Below are 24,900 nucleotides of genomic sequence, written 5' to 3' on the forward strand. Positions count from 1 at the left end.
CGGATCAGGCCCGATCCTGAACGTTGGTCAGCGCGAGGAAGTGGGTCGCAACCCGCTGCACGATCACGTCCGCGAAGGCGAAAGTTGTGATCGCGATCTTGCCCGTCTTGGACTCGCTGTAAGGATCAACCAGAATCTCAGGCGCGCCCCAGAGCAGGATGTGCGCCAGCCCCTCGGGGGCACCTACGACAACCGTGCTGCGACCCTTTCCAGTGGCATCCCGCGCTGCGGTCGGGCTGACTTGGGGCGAGAAGATCGGGCTTCCAAACGCGGCCTTCAGGCGGTCGAAGGACGATACGGCCGTACCGCTCACCAGATCGTCGGCGGTGGTCTGCAACAGCACAGGCGCGCCAGCGATCTTTACCTTGTCCGGTCCCGCCAGCCCGGCAGTCTCCCACAGGCTCACAGCCGCCGCCAGCAGCGTACCGAACGATGCCTTGGCACCGACATTCTGCACCCGGCCCGCGTCTGTCAGACGCTTCAGAATCCCGACCGGCTCAAGGCCGCCCTGTCCTTGGAAGGCCACCCGGTCCAGTTCCGCCGAGATCAGCCCCGCCAGATCGCGCCGCAGCGTGTCCTCCAACGCCGGGTTCTCTTTCGTCGCCTGCCGCGTGATGAGGTAGCGCGCCGTCACCGTCCGCATGACGGCAGCTTGGGTCAGGGTGGCGATATTCTGGGCATCGGTCCCGGCACCCTCGGCAACCCAAGTCGGGGTCGCGCCAGCGGTAATCTCGGGATAGGTCGGACGGCCAGTGACATTGCGAATATCGAAGCCAAAACGTTTGGCGGCGCTATCAGCAAAGATGCGTTCCAGCGGCCCGATCACCGGACGCGAAGTCAGGTTGTCGTCGGTGGCAGTCGTCACCACGGCGTCGGCGCGGGTTTCCAGCGCAGCCCACGGAACGATGACGCCACCTTGCTTGGCAGCACCCTGCCGCTTTTCGAGTTCCTGCGATACCTCGGCTTCTCGGCCGTCTAGCATCCGGCCGGACTCGGCACGTTCGACCACGCGGGCGAGGCTGAACGCCCGGCACTCACGTTGGAAAGCGTCCTCGCTTTTGTCCTCGGCCCGGATCGTGGCCCGGTCGCTTTCTTCCGTGAGAACGGCCGCGCGATATTCGACTTCGCCCCGCTCGTACGCGTCGGCGAGGGTACGAAGCTCGGCAATCTGGTCGTCAGACGGATCGCCTTCGGCTTTCTGAATCGCCGCCATTTTTTCGCGGCGGTGGCTTTGGGCAAGTTGGATGCTCTGGGACTTCAGCATGGTCGTAATTCCTTAGATGACGATGACAGGGGCGGGGCTGGGGGGCTGGTCGGGTGCGGGAAAGCCCGCCGCCGCCAAAAAGGCTTCGCGGCCGGCTATGGGGGCGCGGGCGTGTAGGGTTGAACGGGGCCGCTGGGGTCGTGCTGCCCGGCGCTCGGCAGCCGTCTTGCGGCTGTGGCAGCCGGGGCAGAGCCATTGCAGATTCGCTGTGTCCCACGGGCTGCCGCCGGTCTCGGCAAGCTTCCGGCGGCTAACGATGTGGTCGCACTCGCCATCCATGCCGGTGAAGCCGTGGCAATGCTCGCAGCGGAAGGCCGCCCGCAAGGCGACGAGCGCGCGTACGTCCCGACGCCATGCGCTCAGTTGCAGGATGCGTTGTGTGCGGGGCAGAGGATCGCGGCGGGCCATCAGATCACCTCCACCGAATAGGTCGGAGCGACGGCCTCGCGGGCTTCCAGCAGCGCGCTACAGGCCAGCACGAGTGCTTGGGCGAGGTCGATGCGGCTCATGCGGCTGGCCTTGTCCAGTTGCGCCGCGCCAGTTGTGGCAACCTTCACGTCGCTTTCGGCCAATGCGCCTTCCAAAAGTTGCGACCGTTGCAGCTTGAGGCTGCCCGCCAAGAACAGCTTTCGCGTCGCCAGAATGTCGGCGTTGCCGTCGCGCGGGCCACTGCCCCGGAAACGAGTTTTCCAGCTAAGCCCGGCACGGCGCAGCGCGGTCCATAACTCGCTTGAGCGGTATCGGTCAGAACTCACCGATACGACTTCATGCGGCCCGACGCGCTTGACCAGTTCCGCCAGAAACTCGGGAATGTCGGTGACGCTGCCGGAGGTCAGTATCAAGTCGCCGTCCCGCAGTCCGCGCAGGTACAAGTCGCCGCAGCCGTCCCGTCGCCCACGCTCGGCCAGATCAATCGGCTGGTCGGGGAAGGCTGCCAGCAGCCGGACCACGCCGGACTCGTACGCGATTACCGCCGCCGACTGCGCCGCAGACCCGCCCAAATCGAGGCCGACCCAGCACCGTTCACCCTCAACCGGCTTAACCTCCGGATCGTAGGCGGCGGTTAGCTGGTCGTACGGGATCAGCAGTTCGCGGGCCGGGGTAAGCCGGGCATTGAGGTTCCATGCCAGAAACTCGCGCGTTGCCCCCGAAGCCTTTGCCTTGTCCCACGCGTCACGCATGAAGCGTTGGCTTTTGATCGCCCCCATGCCGGGGTTGCACTTCGCCCAGACCGCAGGGTCGCCGGGGTCTTGGTCGCGCTCAAGTCCGTAGCAGTGGGCCACAACCCCACGCGGCGGCTCGTCCAGCAATTCGTTGAACAGTCGGCTTGCGCCTCGGGTCCCGGTCGCCAAAAGACGGCCGTTCTCGATGGCGAGGGCGTCCATGAAGTTATCGAGCAGCCCCGCGTTTCGGTCAGGCAAAAGGCCAAGTTCATCGACGATTGCCACATTGAGGCTGGCCCCATGCCCCGACAGTTTCGAACCGGAATATACGTCGCAGACTGCCCTACCAATTCGCAGGCTGCCCGGCTGGGGATGCGTGACAATTCTCGCTTCACCTTCCCGACCAACCGAAATCAGCAGGTCCATCGCACTGGTGAAAATGAACATGGCATGGCGGGAAGTCGGGGCGGCCAGTCCGACCTTGCAGCAAGGAATGGCAATCGGGCTATCTTCCAACATGAAGCCCAGAAGCAGACAGGCCAGCACGAAAGACTTGCCGTTTTTCCTTGGCGTCGAAAACAGTGCCATCCGGTAAAGCGGATCAGCACCATCACGGGCAAGCACGTCGCGGACAAATGCTCTCTGGAACGGCAACAGCGTTACGGGTTCACCCCGCCGTGGCCCCGCTGGAAATACGAATGAGGATTCCAGCCACGCGCAAAACCCGTCAACCGGATCGGTGGCGGGCTTCGGTTTTCTCAGCAGCCGGATTTTGCCAGCCATGGGAGCCCTCATTCATGTTAAGCCCTCCATGGCTGTGAGTTTCGTTCAGGTCGTCCTAGTGCGCTGTAGATAGGGGAAGCCAACAACAACCCCGGATGAACGCAAACCCCCTTCTTCTTCCGGGCAGGGGTCCCCTAGTCCCCTAGGTCGTTCCGTAATGCGTGACGAAGTCCAGTTCGGCTGGTAGCGCAAACATGTTGCACAAGTGCATTCACCCTTGGGGTGGTGAGGGCGGGTCGTCCAGTTCCCGCCCCCACCTTTGATCCCGAACAAGGAGAGTCTTACTCACAGCATTTCGGAGGTCGTGACACAAGTCATGCAGCCGCAAATGGGTCACTTCCAGCACCACTATCGTAGAGGCAATATGCGGGCCGTGGAGCGGGGGCTTTCGTTTTCCGCATCCAACCCTCGGCCAGATACCGGAATGGCCGTCAGCGGGGCAAATTCGGGGGTCTCTGGACTCGCCCTGCGTTCCTGCTCAGCCAACTCAGCCGCTTGCACGAATACAGACGGATTGTCGGGATCATGCAATGAAGCGTGGGCGGGGGGTTTTGGGGGGTACTTCCCCTATAGCCTGATACATATTCGTATTCGAACCCACGTCTCACTTTCCTGAAATTCCTTAAGCTGAAATCCTCTCTGCCCGAAAGCCCAAGGCCGCAGGCCGCAGGGGTGACTACTCTAATGTCCCAACCTCCCTGTCCCCTGACAAGAAGAGTAGTAACCCTGTATCTACTATAACATTGGATACGGATAGGTAGGGACATTTCGGCTGACGGCCTGCCAGCCCTCGCAATGCCTGTCATTCATTTCGGTGGTGATAGTCGAAAGGCTGCCGCAGACCTTTCCCCGAGTTCTTGCTCTGCCATCGGGTGAGGTAAGCGTCCGCCACAGCATTGGGCCACCGTCGCATGACGCTGACGGAGGGATAGCGATAGAAGCGCACCGTGCCGGGGGTACCGTATGCGTCACGCTCAAACTCAATCCTGGCCTTCACCCCGGCGGCGTAGAACGGCCACTCGCCCAACGCATCCGCGAAGATCGTCAGTTGATGCCCTTCCGGCCACGTCTCGGCTAGGCCCTTGAGCATTCCCCACTTGGCGTTGCCCAGCGTCCGGCCGGTCTTACTTTCGAACATCTTCCGCATGATGTTCGCCATGTGTCGGTGGCTCATACCCACCGGCTTCTCGCCGGGAAGCATGACCCGCAGGGCCAGCATCCTCACCGGAGTGCCGTTCGCGCCCTTTCGTCCGGTGTCCAGCCGTTCGATTGGAGCCTGCTGCGATAATCGCGAAACTGTCTTAACCTCGACCTGCAACCGAACGGCCCATTCTTTCCGGGGAAGCATGGCCCATATTCGACCATCAAGTTCGAAGGGGTGCGCGGCAACTTCAGCCGCGATCAAATCGCAGAAAGCTTGTAACCGCTTGGATGGCTGTGCCGTGTCGGGAATGTCCACTGGCCGGCCCAGCGGAATTACAGACATAATGGACATGGATTTTGCCCCTTTAATCGGGGGCAGGCCCTTGCAGTTGCCGTATCGGTCAGCTAATTTTGAGCCTGCCAGTTGGATGGTATCGGAGGGGGTCGGCGTTTGCGGCGCGGCCCCCTCTTTTTCATTCAGCTTTCGTGAGAATCGGAGTCTCGGCGAGCCTTGAATGCATCGACCTGTTCTTTGACGTAGAACCGCTCTGACTTGCCGCCCTTCACTCGTACGAAGGCCCTCAAGTCCGGAAACGCCACCGGATCGACCCCAAGAATTTCGCCCGCTTCGGCCTCGGAATACGTTTCCGCGTTCTGGAGCCATTTGGGCTTTCTCCCGCGCCGGAAGTTCAGTGCGCCCGTGGCCCGATACGCGTCGAGGTCGCTCACCTTATATCGAACCGTAGGCCCGATTTGAACATGCGGAACTTTCTGGCTCTCGCCACCCTCGGCGGCATGAAGTCGGTCAACCGACAGCCATCTGGGCGAAATACCTAGATAGGCAGCAGCCGTTTTCGTATTCAACAGGTCATTCGGATCGCGGCGGGGGTTCATTTCTGCACCTCCGGACCAATCAGATTGTTCACTATATACGCGTCAATGTCGGCGGCGCGATAACGAATCATTCTCTCGCCCAACCGAACGAAGGGCACTTTCGGCTGTGTTCCGCTCTGACCTGCGATCATGCGGTCATTGGCCAGCCACCAAGCGGTTACGCCCAATCTTGCCGCTGCGGATTTTGCATTAATTAGGTTCGACGACGACACGGTTTCCATCACGGATGCCTTCAAATGGAGGACTCGAACCCCCGCCCGGCTATCCCGGAAAGGGGAGGACCTACCGACCTCCATGTCGTGCGGCTTTGGTTAACTTGGATCGCGATTGGTGGGAATGCAAGGGGGGCGCGATAGGCGGTCTATCTCGGCACCAATCCTCGCCATTGGCCCTCGTAAACGCTCGTGATCCGAGATCACATAACCGGCCGTAACCGAACCCGCCCCAGAGGCCGTGGAATGGTTCAGCAGTTTCGCGAGAGTGAACCCGCTTAGGTCCAGTGCGTCCGCCAGCGACGCGAAGGTTCTCCGCAGATCGTGCGCGCCGATATCTAGCCCGGCCTCGGCCCGCAGGTGCGCCCACGACTTGCGCGGATCGGGGACCGATCCTTTTGGACCCGGCTGCCAGAACACGTGCTGGCCTTTGCTGTCCGCTCGTTGCGCCACAAGTAACTCCACGATCCGGGCGGTCAGCGGCAGGGTGTGCGGCTTGTAATTTTTTGGCTCGGGCACTCGCAGGGTTCCAGCGTCGAAGTCGATGTCTTTCCACGTTAGGCCGACCGCCTCCCCCCGGCGTAGGCCGGTCCGGACAAGCATCTCCACGTATCTGCCGAACACCCTGTGATCGACCAGACCGCTTGCCTGCATTTCCAGCACCGTCGCCATGAAGGCGGGAAACTCTCCGGGTCGGACGACGCCTTGCTTGCGGCTGGGCCGGTGCCAACGCTTGAGGGCAGAGAGTCGTGCGGCCGGATTCATCCGCAGGGTAGGGGTGCCGTCAGGTCGCGCGGTATGTGCGGCAGCATGGGCATAGATCACGCGGAAGTACCGGCAGGCCCCCGCCGCAACGGTAGGGCCGTTCTCGCACGTGATCTTGTCGAAGCGGGCCACCAGCATGGCCGGGCTGACAAGTCCAAGTTCCCGACCGAGCCAGTCTCCGAAATACTTGGCGATATGGTATCGCGCTTGCTTGATTGTGCTGTCCTTGAGTTGCCGTCCGGTGACGTACAGGTCCAGCGCACCGCTCAGCGTGATGGTCCGCGACTTCGCCTCGGCCCTCTCCGCGTTGCGGTCACGGCCTTGTACCATCGCCGCCAACTCGACCTTCGCCAGTTTGCGCGCCTGCTCGACCGTCATTGTGCTGACAGGGCCGATGGTAACCCGCCGCGACCTGCCGTTTAGGCGGCTCTGGACGATGTATGCTTGTGAGCCGCCGCAGGACGTTCTCACGCCAAATCCGCTCACGGAGGCGTCCCAAGTGAACGTCTGCCCTGTAGCGGGCACCGGCAGAGCCAGAACAATAGATTGATTCAGTTTGACGGCCATTAGATGTTTCCCGCGTGTAAGCAGATAGTAACCAATCCTCCTGAATCACGGCCAATCGCAACGCAAGCTAAAAGTCAGCATTTGCACGGGTTTTCAATTAGCACCAACCAACGCCAACCCTAGCAAACCGACTATTTTCTAGATTGTGGATCTAGAGGTCCCCCGTTCAAGCCGGGGAGGCGGTACCATTTTCCCAAGTGAGATGATGCGGGGTTTCGCGTCTCGCCGGTGCTGACGCGGCTTGGTCGAGTGGCGGTTGCCGTCAGTCCCCGACTATTCGCGGTTCAAAATTCCACCATCGCGCTTGTTCCTTCCGCAAGCCGCAATCTGCGCATAGGCTGGGTTCAGACCAACCTTTTGCGGAACTGCAGCCGGGACCGAGGGCGGCGGGAAGGGTGGGCGTATCCGGCATCTGTGGTGCTGCCGTCTTGTCCCGATAACAGCACCGCGAGCCGCTGAAGCCCGCACGCTGCCCGTCGAATTTTTCCTGCCTCAACGCCCCGCATATGCGTCATTCGCGCGCGTCGCGCTCGGGAACCGAACGGCTTGAACCTCGTTCTTTGGCGGTGGTGGACAATTTTTACCGCGCTCAGATGGGCAAGGTAAGCAGTTCCCAGCAAACGACTTTACAAACATCAAGTTGCGCGGGTGGGTGATGGTGCATAGCCACGCCGATACAAACAAAAGCAGAACGTCTGTTGGTCCGGGGAGGCTAGGATGACCCGTCGCGTCGTAGCTATCTCGGACTTCTGCGACGAGGTTCCTCCTCTGCCGGGCGCCCTGACGGAGGCGGATTTCGCCGCTTTCTGGAACAGTCGGCCGCGAGCGATCACGCCGGATAACGGCGCCGTGCGCGTCGTCGGCGGATACCTTGAACGGCTGCCCTTGGCGGCGGTCGCACATGGACTCGCCGACGCGGCCGAGGTCTGGAGCTTTGTCGGTAGCGATAAAGGGCCGTTCGAGAGCGCGACTGCGCTCGGCCGGACGGTCATCTCACTCCCGGCCCCGCGCGGCCTGACACGGCGCCGTTTTCGCGCTGATGCCCACGGCGCCCCCTATGGGTCGGCGGATGCGATTGCCCACGTCCGTCGCCATGGGGCGCCTGACATTCTTTGTATCTGGGGCTTGGGGGTGAACGAGGCGCTGCTGGATGCCTGCCCAGGCAGCGTCGTGATCTACAATTCCATCGACGCGCCGGCGATCCGTATACCGCCCGAGGTCAGCCGCCACGTCGACCTCTTCCTGACGGGGGCCGAGTGGCAATCCGACGAGATCCGCGCCCGCCACCCAGGGGCGTTATGCGCGGTCCTGCCCATAGGACCGGAGTTCGCGTCGGACGAAACCTTTCACCCGACGGGCGCCCCCAAGGAATTTGATGTCGTCTATGTCGCGGCAACGCAAAGCTACAAGCGCCACGACCTGCTGCTCGACACGCTCGCACGCCGTCCGGGCACGCGTGCCCTGTGCGTGGTCGGCTATGGCGAATTGACCGATACCCTCAGGGCCGAGGCCGAAGCTCGCGGACTGGACATCACCTGGGTCGGACCGGTCGATCATGACCAGGTGAATGCCCTGATCAACCGGGCGCGCGTCGGTCTCGTCTGCGGGGTCCACGATGGCGCGCCGGCGATCCTGACCGAGTACATGCTGGGTGGATTGCCGGTTCTCGCCAATGCCGGTCTTGTCTGTGGGCGGCAGTACATCACGCCGCAGACCGGGCTGATCGCCCAAGAAGACGACTTTGCCCAGGCGCTCGAGGTGTTGCTGTCGCGCGCCGACACCTTCGACCCGCGCAGGGTGGTGCAGGAAAACTGGACCTGGCCACGATCCATTTTGCGTCTCGAGGCGTTGATCAACGATGCCCTGAACAAGCGTGCAGAAAAGACCCGAAAGGACATTGCATGAACGAGGCTTTATCCGCGCAGGCACTGGCGGGCAGCCAGGGCACGCTGTCCGATGCGCCGCTGATCTGTTTTTCGCATCTACGCTGGGATTTCGTATTGCAACGACCCCAGCACCTGATGCGCCGCTTCGCCGCTGATCGCCGCGTATATTTCTGGGAAGAGATGATCCCGACGGATCATCATCTGGCATATCTCGAATTTCATTCCTTCGATGGGACGACCGTGCAGGCCATTCGTCCGCGGGTGCCGCGGACACAGTGCGCGGCAGAGGCCGAGCGGACCTTGGCTCGACTTCTGGACCAGATGCTGGGGCTGATCGGTGCGGCGCGGCCGCCGGTTCTGTGGTTCTACACCCCGCAGATGTGGCCCATCGCCCGCCATGTCCCGGCCACAGCCGTCGTCTATGACTGCATGGACGAGTTGTCGAACTTTCGCTTTGCCCCGCCCGATCTGCGCCGCAACGAGGCAGATCTGCTGGCTGCGGCCGACGTCGTCTTTACGGGGGGCTATTCCATCTGGGAGGCAAAGCGCGACCGGCACGACAATATTCATCCATTCCCGTCGAGCGTCGATGCGGCCCATTTCGCCACGGCCCGCCGCGGGGCCCTCCAGCCCGCTGATCAAGCCGCCATCCCGGGTCCACGCCTCGGGTATGCGGGGGTGATCGACGAGCGGCTGGACCTCGGTATTATCCGCGATCTGGCCACCGCGCGTCCCGATTGGCAGATCGTCATGATCGGCCCGGTCGTCAAACTCTCCGAGGCGGAACTGCCGCGCGCGGCAAATATCCACTGGCTCGGTTCGCGCGATTACGCCGACCTGCCCGCCTATATGAGCGGTTGGGACGTGGCCCTGATGCCCTTCGCGATGAATGAAGCGACGCGGTTCATCAGCCCGACCAAGACGCCTGAATATCTGGCGGCCGGCCTGCAGGTCGTCTCGACCCCGGTGCGGGACGTGCGGCGCCATTACGGCGATCTCGCCGCGGTGCGAATTGCGGACGATGCCGCCGGTTTCGCGGGCGCCATCGAGACGGCGCTGCAGGGCAAAGAAAGCAGGGAATGGCGCAATGAGGCTGACCGGGTTCTGGCGACGCTCAGCTGGGATGCCACCTTCCGGCACATGAACCGCTTGCTGGGCGAGGCAGCAGGGCATCGCACCGCCGCCGCCCTTGGGCCGCAGGGCAGGCGGCCGCCGCGCTTTCCCGCGCCTGGAATTCGCCGCGGCAAGAGCCCTGCCTATGATGTTGTGATCGCCGGGGCAGGCTTTGCCGGCTCGGTGCTCGCGCAACGCCTTGCCGAAGGTTCAGGCAAGCGGGTGCTTGTTGTGGACCGGCGCGAGCATATCGGGGGCAATGCTTACGATCACCTGAACGAGGCCGGGTTGCTGGTTCATCGCTATGGTCCGCATATCTTTCACACCAACAGCGACGATGTCGTGGCCTACCTCAGCCAGTTCACCCACTGGCGACCGTATGAGCACCGCGTCCTGGCCGACCTCGGCAACATGCGCGTGCCGATGCCGATCAACCGGACGACGGTAAACGCCGTCTACGGCCTCGATCTGACCACTGACGCCGAGGTGGAGGCGTTCCTCGCCGCGCAGGCAGAGCCGGTGGCCGAAATCCGCACCGCGCGCGACGTGGTGGTCAATGCCGTCGGCGAGCGCCTCTACGAGACGTTCTTTCGCGGCTATACCCGCAAGCAATGGGGCCTCGACCCGTCCGAACTGGACAAGTTGGTGACCGCCCGCGTGCCGACCCGGACCACCACCGACGATCGCTATTTCACCGACCGTTTCCAGGCGATGCCGGCCCATGGCTACACCCGCATGTTCGAGGCGATGCTTGACCATCCGCTGATCGACTTGGCGCTGGGAACCGATTTCCACGACCTTCCGCCGCGCGATCTGGCGCCACTGACGATCTATACCGGCCCGATCGACGCCTTTTTCGGCCATCGCTTCGGCAAGCTGCCTTACCGCAGCCTGACCTTCCGGCACGAGACGCTGGATCAGCGGCGGTTGCTGCCGGTGGGGGTCGTCAACTTCCCCTCCGAGGACGTGCCCTACACCCGGATCACGGAATACAAACACCTGACCGGGCAGGTTCACCCCCGCACGGCGATCACCTACGAAATCCCGTCGGACGAGGGCGACCCATACTACCCGGTCCCGCGCCCGGAAAACCAGGCGCTGTTCAAGCGCTATGAGGAATTGGCGCTGACTCGGCCCGACGTCATCTTTGCCGGCCGACTGGGCAGCTATCGCTATTACAACATGGACCAGGTGGTGGGGCAGGCGCTGTCGATCTATCGCCGGCTGGCCCCGCAACTGGACGCCCAGATGACCCGCGCGGTCGAGAGCGTCGGCATCGGGGACTGAGGTGGCGCGTCGCGTCATTCTGGCGACGGACAGCCCGGCGCCATCGGGCGTAGGCAGTCACATGCTGACGCTGGCTGCCGCGCTGGGCGAGGAGTGGCACGTCTCGCTGCTGTTTCCCGACCATGCCGAGGGCCGCGCCCTGGCCGACGAGGCAAGGGCGCGGGGACTGCGGGCGCGCGTGTTATCGGCCGATGGGCCGGGAAATGCGGTGCATGCACTGGCGCAGGCCGATCTGGTCCATGTCCATGCCGGTATCGGCTGGGAGGGGCATGGCCTTGTGCACGCCGCCCGCGCCAACGGTGCGGCCGTGCTGCGCACCGAACACCTGCCCTGGTTGATCACCGATCCGCAGCAACGAGCGGATTACGCCGCCATGCTGCGTGACGTGGACGCCGTTGTCGCGGTCAGCAAATCGGCGGCCGAGAGTTGGCGTCCGATCCTCGCCGAACTCGCACCGGAAATGTCGCTGAACTCAATTCCGAATGGCTGCGAACTGCCGCCCGGCGATCTGGCACCGCGCCAGCCGCGGGCGGCAGGCGCGTCAGCCAAGCTGCTCTGCGTCGCGCGATTCAGCCCGCAAAAGAGCCATGACGTCCTGATCGACGCCTTTTCGCTCCTCCGTGCCAACCACCCAGGCCTGCGCCTGCAACTGGTCGGCACTGGCGAGACCGAGGCGGCCGCGCGCAAACATGCAGAGGCGCTGGGCCTTCTCGACGACATCGACTTTCTTGGCACCCGCAACGATGTGCCCGCGCTCATGGCGGCGGCGGACCTGCTGGTCCTGCCATCGGCATTTGAGGGCCTGCCGCTGGTCGTGCTCGAGGCTATGGCCGCCGGCCTGCCGGTGGTCGCTAGCCGCATTGGTGGCATCATCGAGGCATTGGGCGACGATCACCCCGGGCTCGCCCCTCCGGGCGATGCCGCGGGACTGGCGCAGGCCATTGCCGATGCCCTCGCCGCGCCTGACGCAACCGCACGCAACGCCGTTCATCAACAGGCGCGGTTCCACGAATACTTCACCGCAACCCGCATGGGCGAGGATACCGCCCGGCTCTATGCCGACCTGCTGGACGGCCACACGAAGGACAATACCACCATGACACGTCTCGGCTTTATCGGCGCGGGCGGCATCGCCCACCGCCACTTCGGAGTTCTCGAGACAATGCCGGACGTGCGCATTGTCGCCATCGCCGACCCGGACGCCGCACGGGCCGCCGAGGCCGCCGCCCGCTTTGGCGCCGAAGCCTTCGCCGACCATCAGGCGATGCTCGAGGCAAGTGATCTGGACGCCGTCTATATCTGCGTGCCCCCCTTTGCCCATGGCGCAGCCGAGCGGGCCTGCATCGCGCGCGGGCAGCCCTTCTTCGTGGAAAAGCCCCTGTCCCTCGACCTGAAGGTAGCCGAGGACATCGCCGCGGAGGTCGAGGACGCCGGACTAATCACCGCGGTCGGCTATCACTGGCGCTACCTGGATACGGTGGATGAGGCGCGGGCGCAGCTGGCCGTCAACCCGGCCCAGCTGATGACCGGTTTCTGGCTGGACCAGACGCCCCCGCCGCAGTGGTGGTGGCGCGAAGATGAAAGCGGCGGCCAGGTAGTCGAGCAGGCGACGCATATCATCGACCTCGCTCGGTTTCTGGCTGGCGACGTGACCGACGTCTTCGGCCTTTCCAGCCATCGCGATCGCGCCGATTTCGCTGGTCTGACGGTGCCCACCGCGACCACCGCGACGCTGCGCTTTGCCTCGGGGACCATCGCCAACCTCGCCGCGACCTGCCTTCTGCGTTGGAACCACCGGGTCGGGCTGCATGTGTTCGCCGACGCGCTCGCCATGGAAATCACCGATCATGACATCATGATCGATACCGGCCACGGCCGTCCGGTTCGTCACGCCGAGGGTGATCCCGTCTGGCGTGAGGACCGCGATTTCGTCGATGCCGTCCAAGGGAAAGAGAACCGTATCAGATGCCCCTATGCCGAGGCGCTGGAGACGCATCGCGTCGCGCTCGCCATCGGCAAATCCGCCCAAACCGGCGCCCTCGTGACCATGGAGGTGCTGCGGTCCAACCCGCAGCCGTTTTTTCGTCAAGCCACTGCGTAGGATGGCGGCCCTGCCGCACCAAGATCGCCGCATTCGCTCGCTGGGGATAGAACGCCCGGGCGAGCCCTATTTCTTTGACTATCAGGAGGGTCCGGCAGGCGAGGGGCAGGTTCGCCTCGATCTGATGTATACCGGTCTTTCGGCGGGGACCGAGCTGACCTTCATGAAGGGGACCAACCCCTATCTGCACAGCCGCTGGGACGAAGGGGCAGGGGTGTTCGTGCCCGGCGAGCCTTCGGCCCGTTTCCCGGTCAACTTCCTTGGCTACATGGAGGTCGGGCGCGTCATCGACAGCCGCGCAGGGGGTTTCGCCAACGGCGATGTGCTGGCGACGACCTTTGGCCACAAGACTGGTCACACGGCTAACCCCGACCACGACCTGCTGCTGAAACTGCCGCCGGGCATGGACCCGATGCTGGGCATCTTTGCTGCCCAGATGGGACCGATCGCCGCCAACGGCATCCTGCACGGCGATGTCGAAGAGTTTGGGCGCGCCGTTCCGTTCCTCGGGGCAGGGGTGCAGGGTCGCCCCGTTTTGGTTTGGGGCGGGGGCACGGTGGGCCTCTTCTGTGCGCTTTTTGCGCGCGTGGGCGGCGCTTCCGAAATCGTCATTGTCGATCCGTCGCCTTGGCGCCAGGACCTCGCCCGCCGCATGGGCTTTGATGCGATGGGCGAAGACGAGGGCTGGCGCCATGCCAAGGGACGCTGGCATTCCAAATCTGGGGGCAGGGGGGCCGAGATGGTCTTCCAGACCCGTGCCCGGTCCGAGAGCCTGAACCTCGCGCTGCGCGCGTTGCGGCCGCAGGGCGTGGTGATCGACCTGGCCTTCTACCAGGGCGGACTCGACGGCACGCGTCTGGGCGAGGAGTTCCACCACAACGGCCTCGCGATCCGCTGCGCGCAGATCAACCGCATGCCGCGGGCGGTGGCCGATGTCTGGGACCAGCGGCGGCTGGCGCAGGAAACCCTGCGCCTTCTGGAGGCCGAGGGTGATCTGATCCGGCGCGAAATGATTACCCATGTGGTGCCCTACGACGAGGCGCCGGCCCTCCTGCGCCATCTGGTCGCCGACCGGCCGGAGTTCCTGCAGGTGGTGTTCGCACATGAGTGACGCCGGTGCCGTCGAGGCACAGTTCGCCGACGCCGCCCCGCGCGAATTGACCGTGCGCGAACTCGAGGAGATGCGCGCCGCCGAGGTGCTTGCCTCGGGGCACATTCCCGAGCCGCATCCCGACGCTGGCAAGATCCGCATCCTTTGGGTCTTTGCCTGGCTGGTTGTGGGCGGCGAGGAGACCGAGGTACGCCTGCTTGCCCGCAACTTGCCGCGCGATCGCTACCGGATCGAGGTTTTGCCCTGCTTTCGCAAGGAGGGGATGCCTGACCAGAGCGCCGAACAACTCCGCGCCCTGGGTGTCCATGTGGACACGACCGCCTACAGCCTCGGGTTCGAGGAGACCGTCGATTACCTGCGCCGCAAGCTTGCCGGTGCGGATGTCGTCATCAGCTCGCAAAACGTGGCCGACATCTATCCCGCGCTCGAACGGCTGGCGATCCGCCCGCCACTGATCGAACATGGCGGCCTCGTCAGCGAGGCATTGGCGGGCCCAAAGCATTTCACAACCCGCTATGTAGGAGTGTGCGACAGCATCCGCGCCGCGGCGGCGGGCCGAATGAACCCGGCCCATGCGCTGGAAATCCCATCGATGATCGACCTGGCCGAGTTCGACCCGGCGTCTCGCGGCTCCGTGCGCGCTGCGCTCGGGATCGGCGATGACCAACTGCTGATCGGCTGGGTTGGACGGCTCGACCGCAAGAAGCGGGTCGAGGATTTCATCCGTGCCGCGGCAATCGCCGCTGCACAAGCGCCGCAGGCGCGGTTCGTCGTCGTGGGCGGTCCCGACGCCTTCATGCCGGAATATGCGGCCGAACTACGCCAGCTTGCGCGCGATCTTGGCCTCGAGGATCGCGTGATCTGGACCGGCGACCGGCCCGACGTGCCAGACCTGCTGGCCGCGATGGACGTCTTTTGCTGGCTATCGCGCGGCGAGGGGATGCCGCATGTCATTGCCGAGGCGGGGGCCGCCGCGCTGCCGGTCATTGCGACCCCTGATAACGGCGCCTGCCAGCAGATCCGCGACGGGCAGACGGGCCTCTTTGTTGCGCACGAGGACCCCACCGCCGTCGCAACCGCCATGCTGCGGCTGATTGGTGACGCGCCTTTGCGCAAGCGACTGGGGCAGGGACTGCGGTCCCATGTCGAAGCCAGCTATTCGGCCGAGGTCGTGGTCCCAAAATGGCAGAGCCTGATCGACGAAGTCCTGGCCGCGCGCGCACCCGCGCCCCCCCTCAGCACCTTTGCCAGTTTCATCCTAGGCGGTTGGGAGGGCTCAACCCACCGACTGCGCGACGGGAGGAGGTTGGACCTGATCGCCTCGACCGGTCACGACAGCCATGCGGTGCAGGACTATCGCCAACTGGCCGGCCTCGGAATCCGCGCCTGTCGCGATTCTGCGCGCTGGCACCTGATCGAGAAATCCCCCGGTCGCTATGATTTCTCTAGCCTGACGCCGATGATCGAGGCGGCGCGTGACAGCGGCACCCAGGTCATCTGGGACATGATGCATTACGGCTGGCCGGACGATCTGGACATCTGGCAGCCGGGTTTCGTCACCCGTTTCGCCGCATTTGCCCGTGCCTTGGCACTGCATCACCGCGCGCTCACCGACGCTGTGCCGTTCTGGTGCCCGATCAACGAGATCAGCTTCTTTTCCTGGGCAGGGGGCGACGCGCGCTACCTCAACCCCTTTGCCGCAGGCCGCGGCTACGAGCTAAAGGTCCAGCTTGCCCGCGCATGGCTGGCCGCCGCCGCCGAAGCGCGGGCCGTCGACCCGCGTGCGCGTTTGATGCTGGCCGAGCCGATGTTGGGCATTCACCACGTCCATTGGACGGGCCGGCCACTTTATGAGGCGCATGGCCATCACGACGCCCAATTCCAGGCGTTTGATCTGATAGCTGGGCGAATCTGGCCGCAGATCGGGGGCGCGCCCGAGTTTCTCGATCTGGTCGGTGTGAATTATTACTTCAACAACCAGTGGATCCACGGCGGCAAGCCGATCGATGTGGACGACGTGCTGTATCGCCCGCTGTCAGACCTGCTGTTCGAGGTCGGCGCCCGCTATGATCGGCCGCTGCTGCTGGCCGAAACCGGCATCGAAGGGCCGCGCCGCGCGGCATGGTTCGACTACGTGACCGCGGAAGTCCCGCGCGCGCGCGCGCGCGGCGTCCCGGTCGAGGGGATCTGCCTCTATCCCATCGCCGAGCATCACGGCTGGGACGATGACCGCCTGTGTCCGAACGGCTTGCTGGGGCATGATCCGTCACCCGGCGCCAGGTCGCTGGAGGCGGATTTGGCCCGGCGCGTGCTCGCCGCCGCCCGCCGCTGACCGCATTCAGCACAGGAGGCCGCCGGACTTCCTCCGACCAACAACAATTCCCGTGGGAATCGGGAACAAATGCCCGGCAGGCACCGTTCTCACCCCGAAGGCAAAAAGCACTGCCCGATGAAAGGAACGAACGCCATGGCCACGAACTATTCGTCCAACGACGCCCGCAACGACATCAAGGACGCGGCTCGCGATACCGCCCGCACGGTCGAGCAGGGCACCAAAGACCTCGCCCATGATGCCAAGCGCGCGATGGACGACGCCAAGGACAAGGGCGCCGACATGCTTGACCAGGCCAAGGCCAAGGGCGCCGAAGCCGTCGACATAGCCAAGGACAAGCTCGGCGTTGCCAAGGAAAAGGGCGCAGAGGTCTACGAGCAGGCCCGGGGCGAGGCCCAGCGCCTCTATCGCGCCGGCGAGCAAAAGGCTGGTGAGCTGGCTGAGCATGCCGAAGACTATTACGACGAGATGTCGGACTACGTGCGCCGCAACCCGGCCGCTGCGCTCGGCATGGCCGCCGGTTTCGGCTTCCTGGTCGGCCTGATCCTCGCCCGCCGCTGAGATGTTCGATTACGCGCGCAAAATGCAGCTTGCCGTCCAGGATATGGGACGGCGGGCCGGCCTCAAGGCCGGGGCAGGGGTCGTTGCCCTGCTCGCCTTGGGGTTTCTGCTGGCTGCACTCTGGACGTTCCTCGCCCGTAACCTCGGGTGGGGTCCGCTCGGCGCCTCGCTGGCTATCGGCATTCTGTTCTGTGTGATCGCCGGCGTGCTGTGGGCGACCAGTTCGACCCCCAAGCATACCGTCCCCAGCACTGATGAGTTGAAGCGAGAGATCGAGGCCCGGGTATCGCTGGCCACCGATGTCGCCTTGGACAAAGCCAAGGCCAAGGCTCGTGAGGTTGCCGATCTTGCTGGCAACAAGGCCAACGAGCTGATGGACCAGGCGGCGCTGAAAGCGAACAGTTTCGTCGATGGCACCGAGGCGAAGGTTCAGCAGTTTACGCGGAACGCCGCGCAGAACGCTGCGGAAAAGGTCGGCCTTACGCCGCAGTTCTTCAGCGAGGCGCAGGAGATGACCGACCGCGTCGTTCACTCACGCGCGATGCCTGCCGCAGGAGTGATCGGTGCCTTTGCCGTGGGTCTGACCCTCGCGTCAAAGCTGGCGGGGCGCCGGCGGGACGACGCCTGGGATGATTGGGACGGTGATGACTGGGACGAAGACCGGTACTGAACCGCAAAAGGCCGCCCCTTGGGGCGGCCTTTCAAATCAGCTTCCGGCCATCATTTGCCGCTGGCCAAGGGCACGCGTCGCGATGTCGTAGAGATCGGCATCGGTAAACGGCGCTGCAAGCGTCAGGAAACCGCGCGCGCGGACGGCCTCATCGGAATCCCAACCGGCGCGAACGACGATCTCAGCGCCCTCGGCCGCCGCCATGCCGGACAGGCCGGACTGATCTATCGCGGTAATGCGCTCGCCCGTGATGAATATCCGGCGGTGAAGCGGATCGGGGGGCAGGGCGGCTGCGTCGCACATCTCTGTCAGGTTGGTAACGGTGCAATTGGGGCAAGCGCCACGCAATCCCTCAGCCATATCAGCCGCGATAAAGCTGTCCTTTTCGATGATGACGAAGTGCAGACTGGACATCGGCATGATAAGACCTCCCAGCCACTTTTCATCCGCTTCAAGTATTTACCATGACTGCCGGATCACTTCCTGAACAGCAGGACCTTATTAACAAATGCAACCGAAGGGCGATACCCGTCAGGCATTCGCCTCCCGGATCTTGTTGGCCGCGGCCTTGTCAAAGGCAATACCGTCCTTTTCGAGCAACTGGTCCAACTCGCCCGACAGGACCATTTCGGTAACGATATCGCAGCCCCCGACGAACTCCCCCTTGATGAAAAGCTGAGGAATTGTCGGCCAGTCCGAGAAATCCTTGATACCTTGTCGAACCTGCTCGTCCGACAGAACGTTCACGTCGCGATAGGCGATGCCCATGTAGTTCAGAACGCCCGCGACACGGCTGGAAAAGCCGCATTGCGGCATTTCGCGCGTGCCCTTCATGAACAGCACGACATCGCTGTCGTCGATGATTTCCTTGATACGGTCCTTGACGTCCATCAGATCATTCCTCGCGATCGGGCCACAGGACCCTGATATTTCAGTTCAAGCAGGCGCCTTGGTGGTCAGCGCCAAGGCATGCAGCGCGCCGTTCGGCCCGTCCATGCTGCCCTTGAGCGCCGCATAGACCGCGCGCTGCTGCTGAACGCGGTTCAGGGTGCGAAAGCTCTCGTCGACCACCTCGGCTGCGAAATGGTTACCGTCGCCGGCCAGATCGGTGATCGTCACCTTGGCTTGCGGAAAGGCCGCCCGGATCAGGTTTTCGATGTCCTGGGCTTCCATCGCCATGGCGCTCTCCATTTCGTCACAGGTCGATCGAGATGTAGGGGGGGCGATGCAGGGGCGCAAGTCTGCGCGGCCGCAGGACGTGGCCGGACCAGGGGGGCAAAAGCGTGATAATTGGTATTATGCAAATAACCGATGTGTGCTGGCGCAGCGAGGCTAACGATTGGCATTCCCGCCCGTGCGCCGCTACCCTGGCGCAAACCTGTAAAGGAGATTGCCCATGGCTGCCACGGCCCCGGTCTGCGATTTTGGCGCCGCTGCACCGGACTTCACGCTTCCGGATGTCGTGACAGGCGCGCGCGTGACGCTTGCCGATGTAGTTGGTCCGCGCGGAACGCTGGTCATGTTCATCTGCAATCACTGTCCGTATGTGCAGGCGATCCTCGACAAGATCATTCGCGACGCGCGCGAGCTCGAGGCGCTGGGCATCGGCGTTGTGGCCATCAGCGCCAATGATGCGACCGCGTATCCCGAGGATGGGCCTGAGGCGATGGCCGCGCTTGCCCGGTCGCGGGGCTTTCCGTTTCCTTATTTGCACGACGCCGATCAAACTGTGGCGCGGGCCTACGATGCCGCTTGTACGCCAGATTTTTTTGGTTATAACAAGGGTTTAGAGTTGCAGTACCGCGGACGACTCGATGCCTCCGGACGCCAGCCCGTGCCGGCCGATGCCCCAAGGGAGTTGTTCGAGGCGATGCGCCAGATTGCCGACACTGGCCAGGGCCCGCGCCAACAAACCGCATCCATCGGCTGCTCGATCAAGTGGCGCGCCGCTTGAAAACTCGGCACTGATGGCCGATACCAAAATCTACTTTGCCTGCCGAGAACATCATGACCCCCGCGCCCGACGTTACAGGCTTTTTCGACCCGGCCACCAATACGGTCAGCTACATCGTGCGCGACCCGGCCAGCAATCACGCGGCCATTGTCGATTCCGTCCTCGATTTTGACTACGCCTCGGGCAGCACCGATTTCAGCAGCGCCGACCGCCTGATCTCCGCTGTCGAAGCCGACGACTTGGTCATCGACTGGATCCTGGAAACGCATGTCCACGCCGACCACCTGTCGGCAGCGCCTTATCTGCAACAGCGGCTGGGTGGCCGCATCGGCATCGGCGAGCGGATCACGGTCGTCCAGGACACCTTCGGCAAGATATTCAACGAAGGGACTGAATTTCAACGCGATGGTAGTCAATTCGACCAGCTGTTCTATGAGGGCGACGCGTTCTCGATTGGCGGCATGACCGGAACCGTGCTTCACACGCCGGGCCACACGCCGGCCTGCCTGACCTACCTGATCGGCGACGCGGCCTTTGTCGGCGATACGCTGTTCATGCCCGACTACGGCACCGCGCGCTGCGATTTTCCCGGCGGCTCGGCCGAGGTGCTGTTCGCCTCGATCCAGAAGATCTTTGCGCTGCCGGACGAAACCCGCATCTTTGTCGGGCACGACTATCTGCCCGAGGGACGCAGCGAGTTCCGCTGGCAGACGACGGTCGCCGACCAGCGCGCGGCCAACGTCCATGTCGGCGGCGGCCGCCCCAGGGACGAGTTCGTCGCCATGCGCGACGCCCGGGACGGGACGCTAGCGATGCCGCGACTGATCATTCCGTCCCTTCAGATCAACATGCGCGCCGGCCAGATGCCCCCGCCCGAGACGGACGGCACCCGTTATCTGAAAGTGCCGCTGAACCGCCTAGGAAAGGACAGCTGATGATGCTCCGCCGCCTGTCGGATGACGTGACGGTCTCTGACCAGATCACTGTCGAGGACATCCCTGCCCTGAAACAGGCTGGCGTTGCCACGCTGATCATCAACCGTCCCGACAGCGAAGTCGGTCCCGCCGAGGGCAGCGAGGCCATCAGCCGCGCGGCGCAGGACGCCGGCATGGAGGCGCGCTACATCCCCTTCTGCCCCGGCCAACTCGAGCCACGCATGGTCGAGGATTTCGGCGCCGCCCTCGCCCGGCCCGGAAAGGCGCATGCCTATTGTCGCAGCGGAACCCGCTCGACCAATCTCTGGGGACTGTCGCAGGCGGGCGCGATGCCGACCGATGCCATCATCTCGGCAGCAGCGGCAGCCGGGTATGATCTGTCGCCGATTGCCGGGATGATCGACAGCCTCGCGCGCTCGCGCGGCGCCGCCCAGGGCTGACGCGCCGTTGCTAGATCGTTTCACCGACGCCATCGCGGCCCGCGCCGCTGCCGTACGTGCGCGGCCAGAGCGCGCCCTGCCCTTTCTCGGCTGGATGCGCGGCTACGACCGCACTACGCTGTCTGCGGACATGCTGGCGGCGGTGATCGTCACCATCATGCTGGTCCCCCAGTCGCTGGCCTACGCGCTGCTGGCCGGACTGCCACCCGAGGTCGGGCTCTATGCCTCCATCGCGCCGCTGCTGGTCTATGCGGTGCTCGGCACCTCGCGCACCCTCGCGGTCGGCCCGGTCGCGGTCGTCAGCCTGATGAGCGCGGCGGCCGTGGGAAAGCTGGCAGCGCAGGGCACGCCAGAGTTTCTGGGCGCCGCCATCGTACTGGCGATGCTTTCCGGGCTCATCCTGCTGGTGATGGGCGTGCTGCGGTTGGGGTTTCTGGCCTCGTTCTTGTCGCATCCGGTCATCTCGGGGTTCATCACCGCATCGGGGCTGCTGATCGCCGCGTCACAGCTGGGCAATATCCTCGGCATCAAGGCCAGCGGCAGCACGCTGCCGGCAATCCTGACCGGGCTCGTCACGCGCTTCGGCCAGATCCAGCCAGCGACCCTCGCGCTGGGCCTGCTCGCGCTCGGCATGCTGATCTGGGCACGAACGCGGCTCGGCCCGCTGCTGAAGGCACGGGGCTGGGGCGAGACCCAGCGCCAGATCGTGACGCGCGCGGCGCCCGTTGCAGCGGTGGTCGTGACAACAGTGATCTCCTGGGCCTTCAACCTCGGCGCGCATGGAACCTCGATCGTCGGCACGATTCCATCCGGTCTGCCGCGCCCGGCGCTGCCGCCCCTGGACCCCAGCCTCTGGGCGCAGATCGCCCTGCCGGCACTGATGATTTCCATCGTCGGCTATGTTGAAACCATCTCGGTCGCGCAAACCCTTGCCGCCCGCCGCCGCCAACGCATCGACCCCGATCAGGAGCTTGTGGCACTCGGCGGGGCGAACATCGCCTCGGCCATATCTGGCGGCTATGCGGTGACGGGCGGCTTCGCCCGCTCGGTGGTCAATTTCGACGCGGGCGCGCGGACACCGGCCGCGGGCGCGTTCACCGCGGTGCTGATGTCCATCGGCACGCTGACGCTGACCGGAGCCCTTTACCACCTGCCGCAAGCAACCCTTTCCGCCACGATCATCGTCGCCGTGCTGTCGCTGGTTGATCTGCGCGCCCTGCCCCGCGTCTGGCGCTATTCGCCAGGCGACGGCGCGGCGATGATCGTCACCATCGCAGCGACGCTGCTGGAGGGGGTCGAGACCGGCATCGCCCTCGGCGTCATCCTGTCGATCGTGATTCACCTCTACCGCAGCTCGCGCCCGCATGTCGCGGTCGTGGGTCAAGTGCCCGGTACCGAGCATTTCCGCAACATCGACCGCCACCGGGTCGGCACCTCGTCCGCAGTGCTGTCATTGCGGATCGACGAAAGCCTCTATTTCCCGAATGCCCGTTTCCTCGAGGATTCGATCTACGACCGCGTCGCCGCCGACCCTGAGATTCGTCATGTGGTGCTGATGTGCCCTGCGGTGAATGCAATCGACTCGAGTGCACTCGAAGCCCTTGAGGCGGTGAACGCGCAACTCAGGGACAGCGGCGTCACCCTGCACCTCAGCGAAGTAAAGGGCCCGGTCATGGACCGTCTGCGTCGCAGCGACTTCCTCGAACAGCTCAGCGGCGAGGTCTTTCTCAGCCAGGCCGACGCCATGGCGAAGCTGGCCCCCGATCTGACGGAACGGATGCGCCGACAGCCCCGGCGCGAAACTTCGCGCGAAGAGGCCCGGGCAAGCAGCTAAGCTGACGCTGGCGGGGTGGTCTCAGGCCGGGACACCCAACGCGCGCTTGACGTTCGCAGTCCAGCCCAGCCAATGGCCGTCCTTGCCTGCATCCCCGGCAAGGATCGCCGGACGCTTCATCAGGGCCGGTTTCGCGCCAAGCTGGGTGATTGGGTCGGCCCCGCGCTCATCCTCGGTCATCGCGCGCCAGGTCAGGCTTGCGCGATTTACCAATTTCTCGCCGAACGTCGTCAACAACTCCTCGCGCTCGGCTTCGTTCAACGGCGTCTCGGTGACATCGCGGAACGTGATCTGATGTCCGGCGGCCTGCAGGTCCGCCAGAGCCTTCTGGCAGGTCGAGCACTTCTGCAGGCCCAGAATTGTCAGGGCCGCCATCAGATGAACGGTACCAGCGGGACGACGTTGCAGGCGGCCAGCAAGGCGGTGGCGGCGATCAGCACGGCAAGGCGCATCGGGGACACTTTCATTTCGAGGCAGGCCCGTTTGTGGCCCGCTCCGCGCCCAGCGGCAAATCACAATGGCGCGGTGCTACTCTGGCGCGCCATCATGCAGCGAGCGGCGAATGCGACGCATGGCGTACCAGACGGCCAGCACCACGACCGGCACCAGGCCGGCCGTTAACACCGCCTTGTCCACCGCGATCCGATGCGCCAGCGGGGTCAGGAAATACGACAGCAGCCCGACCGCGTAATAGCTTATCGCGACCACCGACAAGCCCTCGACGGTATTCTGCAACCGTAGTTGCAGGTCGGCCCGCCGGTCCATGCGTGCCAGCAGATCGCGGCTGGCGCCGCTGCGCTCGACATCGACCCGGGTGCGCAGGAGTTCCGAAGCGCGCTCGGTCCGGTCCAGCATCGTATTCAGCCGCGCCTCGGTCGAGGCGACGGTCCGCATCGCGGGCGCGAAACGGCGGTCCATGAATTCGGACAGCGTCTGGCGGCTGAAAAAACGGCTCTCGCGCAGCGAGGCGAGGCGTTCCGCGACGATCGCTGCATAGGCCCGCGTCGCGCCAAAGCGGAAACTGCTGTCGGTCGCCGCGACCTCCAGCTCGGCCGAGACACCGAGCAGGTCGTGCAAAACCGCCTCCGGGTCCGCCGTCTCGCCGGCGAGGCCGCCCATCAGCGTCGAAATGCGTGGATCCAGCCGGTTCAGCAGTGCCGAGAGCGCCCTGCCCCGGCCCAGCCCCAGCATCGACATGCTGCGATAGATCTCCAGGTCGATCAGTCGCTGGATGACGCGCCCGGTGCGTCCGGCGCCGCTCCCGGGCTGCACAAAGATGGCAAACCGCATGAAGCCATTGGCATCGATCCGGAAGTCCGAAGCGACCACCGCCAGCCCGTCCATGACCTGCGCCGCCGCCAGCCCGTCGCGCGCGAACCAGGCCTCCAGCTTGGTGTCGATCTCGGCCGGGTCCTCCGGGACATGCTCGACATGGACAATCAGTGCCGCCAGCCGGGCGCCGGGCGCGTCCTGCTGCCACTCGGCGGGAAAGATCTCCGCGACGCGCGCATCGAACGGGCGCGGCGCGAGGCCGGGCAGGAAGGCGGCATAGGTGACGAACTCGGTATGACTCTCCCATGCCAGCTCATAGCGGCCGAGTTGGGCGGCGTAATGCTGCGCGCCGGGCTGGGGCGCGGGTGCGCCGTGACGATGGGCGAGCGTCGCGAGGTGGGTGATGTCGGCGGAACGGTCGCGCGAGGCGGCGTTGCGCAACTCCTTGAAAGCCATGAACACGACCGTCAGCGGCGCCGTCAGGCGCGGCGAGGGCCGCGCATGAAGCTCGTTGACCAGTTCGTATCGCAGCGGATGGTCCAGCCCGTCGCCGGTCATGGCCCCTGCCCTTCCTTTCGCGGAGAGTGATGCGGCCGGGGTCTCCCCCGGCCCC

General features: G+C 64.5%; 23 protein-coding genes. 11 read left to right on the top strand and 12 right to left on the bottom strand.

Annotation, left to right across the window (positions count from 1 at the left end):
• Window positions 1-4: 4 nt before the first annotated feature.
• The 7 genes from DRW48_RS12405 to DRW48_RS12430 all read right to left on the bottom strand — a co-directional run bounded on the left by DRW48_RS12405 (window position 5) and on the right by DRW48_RS12430 (window position 6,791).
• Window positions 5-1,264 (bottom strand): phage major capsid family protein, encoded by a 1,260-nt coding sequence (locus DRW48_RS12405; protein WP_114076698.1) that lies wholly within the window; start codon window positions 1,262-1,264, stop codon window positions 5-7.
• A 12-nt stretch (window positions 1,265-1,276) separates the two neighbouring features.
• Window positions 1,277-1,672 (bottom strand): HNH endonuclease, encoded by a 396-nt coding sequence (locus DRW48_RS12410; protein WP_114076699.1) that lies wholly within the window; start codon window positions 1,670-1,672, stop codon window positions 1,277-1,279.
• Window positions 1,672-3,210 (bottom strand): terminase TerL endonuclease subunit, encoded by a 1,539-nt coding sequence (locus DRW48_RS12415; RefSeq protein WP_162784758.1) that lies wholly within the window; start codon window positions 3,208-3,210, stop codon window positions 1,672-1,674. Before DRW48_RS12415 ends, DRW48_RS12410 begins: the two co-directional genes overlap by 1 nt.
• An 802-nt stretch (window positions 3,211-4,012) precedes the next feature.
• A complete protein-coding gene (locus DRW48_RS12420; RefSeq protein WP_114076701.1) occupies window positions 4,013-4,705 on the bottom strand; it encodes a hypothetical protein in 693 nt (230 codons plus the stop codon).
• A 125-nt stretch (window positions 4,706-4,830) separates the two neighbouring features.
• Window positions 4,831-5,247 (bottom strand): helix-turn-helix domain-containing protein, encoded by a 417-nt coding sequence (locus DRW48_RS16130; protein WP_199286098.1) that lies wholly within the window; start codon window positions 5,245-5,247, stop codon window positions 4,831-4,833.
• Window positions 5,244-5,468, bottom strand: coding sequence for a helix-turn-helix transcriptional regulator (locus tag DRW48_RS16000; protein ID WP_162784759.1), 225 nt, complete (start codon window positions 5,466-5,468; stop codon window positions 5,244-5,246). Before DRW48_RS16000 ends, DRW48_RS16130 begins: the two co-directional genes overlap by 4 nt.
• A 90-nt stretch (window positions 5,469-5,558) precedes the next feature.
• Complete coding sequence (locus tag DRW48_RS12430) at window positions 5,559-6,791, bottom strand: tyrosine-type recombinase/integrase (protein ID WP_114076702.1); 1,233 nt, start codon at window positions 6,789-6,791, stop codon at window positions 5,559-5,561.
• 717 nt (window positions 6,792-7,508) lie between these two features.
• On the opposite strand from DRW48_RS12430, the gene DRW48_RS12435 reads away from it, so the two are divergent.
• From DRW48_RS12435 to DRW48_RS12460, 7 genes are all read left to right on the top strand, one after another.
• Window positions 7,509-8,696, top strand: a complete 1,188-nt coding sequence (locus DRW48_RS12435; RefSeq protein WP_114076703.1) for a glycosyltransferase family 4 protein — start codon at window positions 7,509-7,511, stop codon at window positions 8,694-8,696.
• Window positions 8,693-11,077: a UDP-galactopyranose mutase gene (gene glf / locus DRW48_RS12440; protein WP_199286099.1), complete on the top strand. Its 2,385-nt coding sequence runs from the start codon at window positions 8,693-8,695 to the stop codon at window positions 11,075-11,077. Before DRW48_RS12435 ends, glf begins: the two co-directional genes overlap by 4 nt.
• A gap of 61 nt (window positions 11,078-11,138) precedes the next feature.
• Entirely contained in the window at window positions 11,139-13,178 is a 2,040-nt protein-coding gene (locus DRW48_RS16485; RefSeq protein WP_199286100.1) for a glycosyltransferase, read from the top strand.
• Between the two features lies 1 nt (window position 13,179).
• Window positions 13,180-14,289 carry a zinc-dependent alcohol dehydrogenase gene (locus DRW48_RS16140; RefSeq protein WP_199286101.1) on the top strand — a complete coding sequence of 370 codons (1,110 nt, stop codon included), beginning with the start codon at window positions 13,180-13,182 and terminating at the stop codon, window positions 14,287-14,289.
• Window positions 14,282-16,621 (top strand): glycosyltransferase family 4 protein, encoded by a 2,340-nt coding sequence (locus tag DRW48_RS12450; RefSeq protein WP_199286102.1) that lies wholly within the window; start codon window positions 14,282-14,284, stop codon window positions 16,619-16,621. Before DRW48_RS16140 ends, DRW48_RS12450 begins: the two co-directional genes overlap by 8 nt.
• Window positions 16,622-16,756: 135 nt before the next feature.
• Entirely contained in the window at window positions 16,757-17,182 is a 426-nt protein-coding gene (locus tag DRW48_RS12455; RefSeq protein ID WP_114076704.1) for an ElaB/YgaM/YqjD family protein, read from the top strand.
• A 1-nt stretch (window position 17,183) separates the two neighbouring features.
• A complete protein-coding gene (locus DRW48_RS12460; RefSeq protein ID WP_114076705.1) occupies window positions 17,184-17,852 on the top strand; it encodes a phage holin family protein in 669 nt (222 codons plus the stop codon).
• Window positions 17,853-17,888: 36 nt separating this feature from the next.
• Here the strand turns inward: DRW48_RS12460 and DRW48_RS12465 are convergent, their stop codons facing one another.
• The 3 genes from DRW48_RS12465 to DRW48_RS12475 form a co-directional block, all read right to left on the bottom strand.
• Window positions 17,889-18,272, bottom strand: a complete 384-nt coding sequence (locus tag DRW48_RS12465; protein ID WP_114076706.1) for a hypothetical protein — start codon at window positions 18,270-18,272, stop codon at window positions 17,889-17,891.
• Between the two features lie 111 nt (window positions 18,273-18,383).
• Window positions 18,384-18,743 carry a Grx4 family monothiol glutaredoxin gene (grxD, locus tag DRW48_RS12470; RefSeq protein ID WP_422385732.1) on the bottom strand — a complete coding sequence of 120 codons (360 nt, stop codon included), beginning with the start codon at window positions 18,741-18,743 and terminating at the stop codon, window positions 18,384-18,386.
• A gap of 45 nt (window positions 18,744-18,788) precedes the next feature.
• Window positions 18,789-19,031 carry a BolA/IbaG family iron-sulfur metabolism protein gene (locus DRW48_RS12475; RefSeq protein ID WP_114077552.1) on the bottom strand — a complete coding sequence of 81 codons (243 nt, stop codon included), beginning with the start codon at window positions 19,029-19,031 and terminating at the stop codon, window positions 18,789-18,791.
• 217 nt (window positions 19,032-19,248) lie between these two features.
• On the opposite strand from DRW48_RS12475, the gene DRW48_RS12480 reads away from it, so the two are divergent.
• The 4 genes from DRW48_RS12480 (at window position 19,249) to DRW48_RS12495 (ending at window position 23,015) form a co-directional block, all read left to right on the top strand.
• Window positions 19,249-19,806 carry a thioredoxin family protein gene (locus DRW48_RS12480; RefSeq protein ID WP_114076708.1) on the top strand — a complete coding sequence of 186 codons (558 nt, stop codon included), beginning with the start codon at window positions 19,249-19,251 and terminating at the stop codon, window positions 19,804-19,806.
• A gap of 53 nt (window positions 19,807-19,859) precedes the next feature.
• Entirely contained in the window at window positions 19,860-20,741 is an 882-nt protein-coding gene (locus DRW48_RS12485; protein WP_114076709.1) for an MBL fold metallo-hydrolase, read from the top strand.
• The gene (locus DRW48_RS12490; protein ID WP_114076710.1) at window positions 20,741-21,181 is read left to right on the top strand and encodes a protein tyrosine phosphatase family protein; all 441 of its coding nucleotides are present in this window, start codon (window positions 20,741-20,743) and stop codon (window positions 21,179-21,181) included. The genes DRW48_RS12485 and DRW48_RS12490 overlap by 1 nt, the downstream gene beginning before the upstream one ends.
• A 94-nt stretch (window positions 21,182-21,275) precedes the next feature.
• The gene (locus DRW48_RS12495) at window positions 21,276-23,015 is read left to right on the top strand and encodes a SulP family inorganic anion transporter (RefSeq protein ID WP_114076711.1); all 1,740 of its coding nucleotides are present in this window, start codon (window positions 21,276-21,278) and stop codon (window positions 23,013-23,015) included.
• A 21-nt stretch (window positions 23,016-23,036) separates the two neighbouring features.
• Here the strand turns inward: DRW48_RS12495 and DRW48_RS12500 are convergent, their stop codons facing one another.
• Both DRW48_RS12500 and DRW48_RS12505 read right to left on the bottom strand, forming a co-directional pair.
• Window positions 23,037-23,390 (bottom strand): arsenate reductase family protein, encoded by a 354-nt coding sequence (locus DRW48_RS12500; RefSeq protein ID WP_241963263.1) that lies wholly within the window; start codon window positions 23,388-23,390, stop codon window positions 23,037-23,039.
• A gap of 153 nt (window positions 23,391-23,543) precedes the next feature.
• Window positions 23,544-24,845 (bottom strand): DUF3422 family protein, encoded by a 1,302-nt coding sequence (locus DRW48_RS12505; protein ID WP_114076712.1) that lies wholly within the window; start codon window positions 24,843-24,845, stop codon window positions 23,544-23,546.
• Window positions 24,846-24,900: the final 55 nt, after the last annotated feature.

Source organism: Paracoccus suum (genome assembly GCF_003324675.1).
In the GTDB taxonomy this organism is placed as follows: domain Bacteria; phylum Pseudomonadota; class Alphaproteobacteria; order Rhodobacterales; family Rhodobacteraceae; genus Paracoccus; species Paracoccus suum.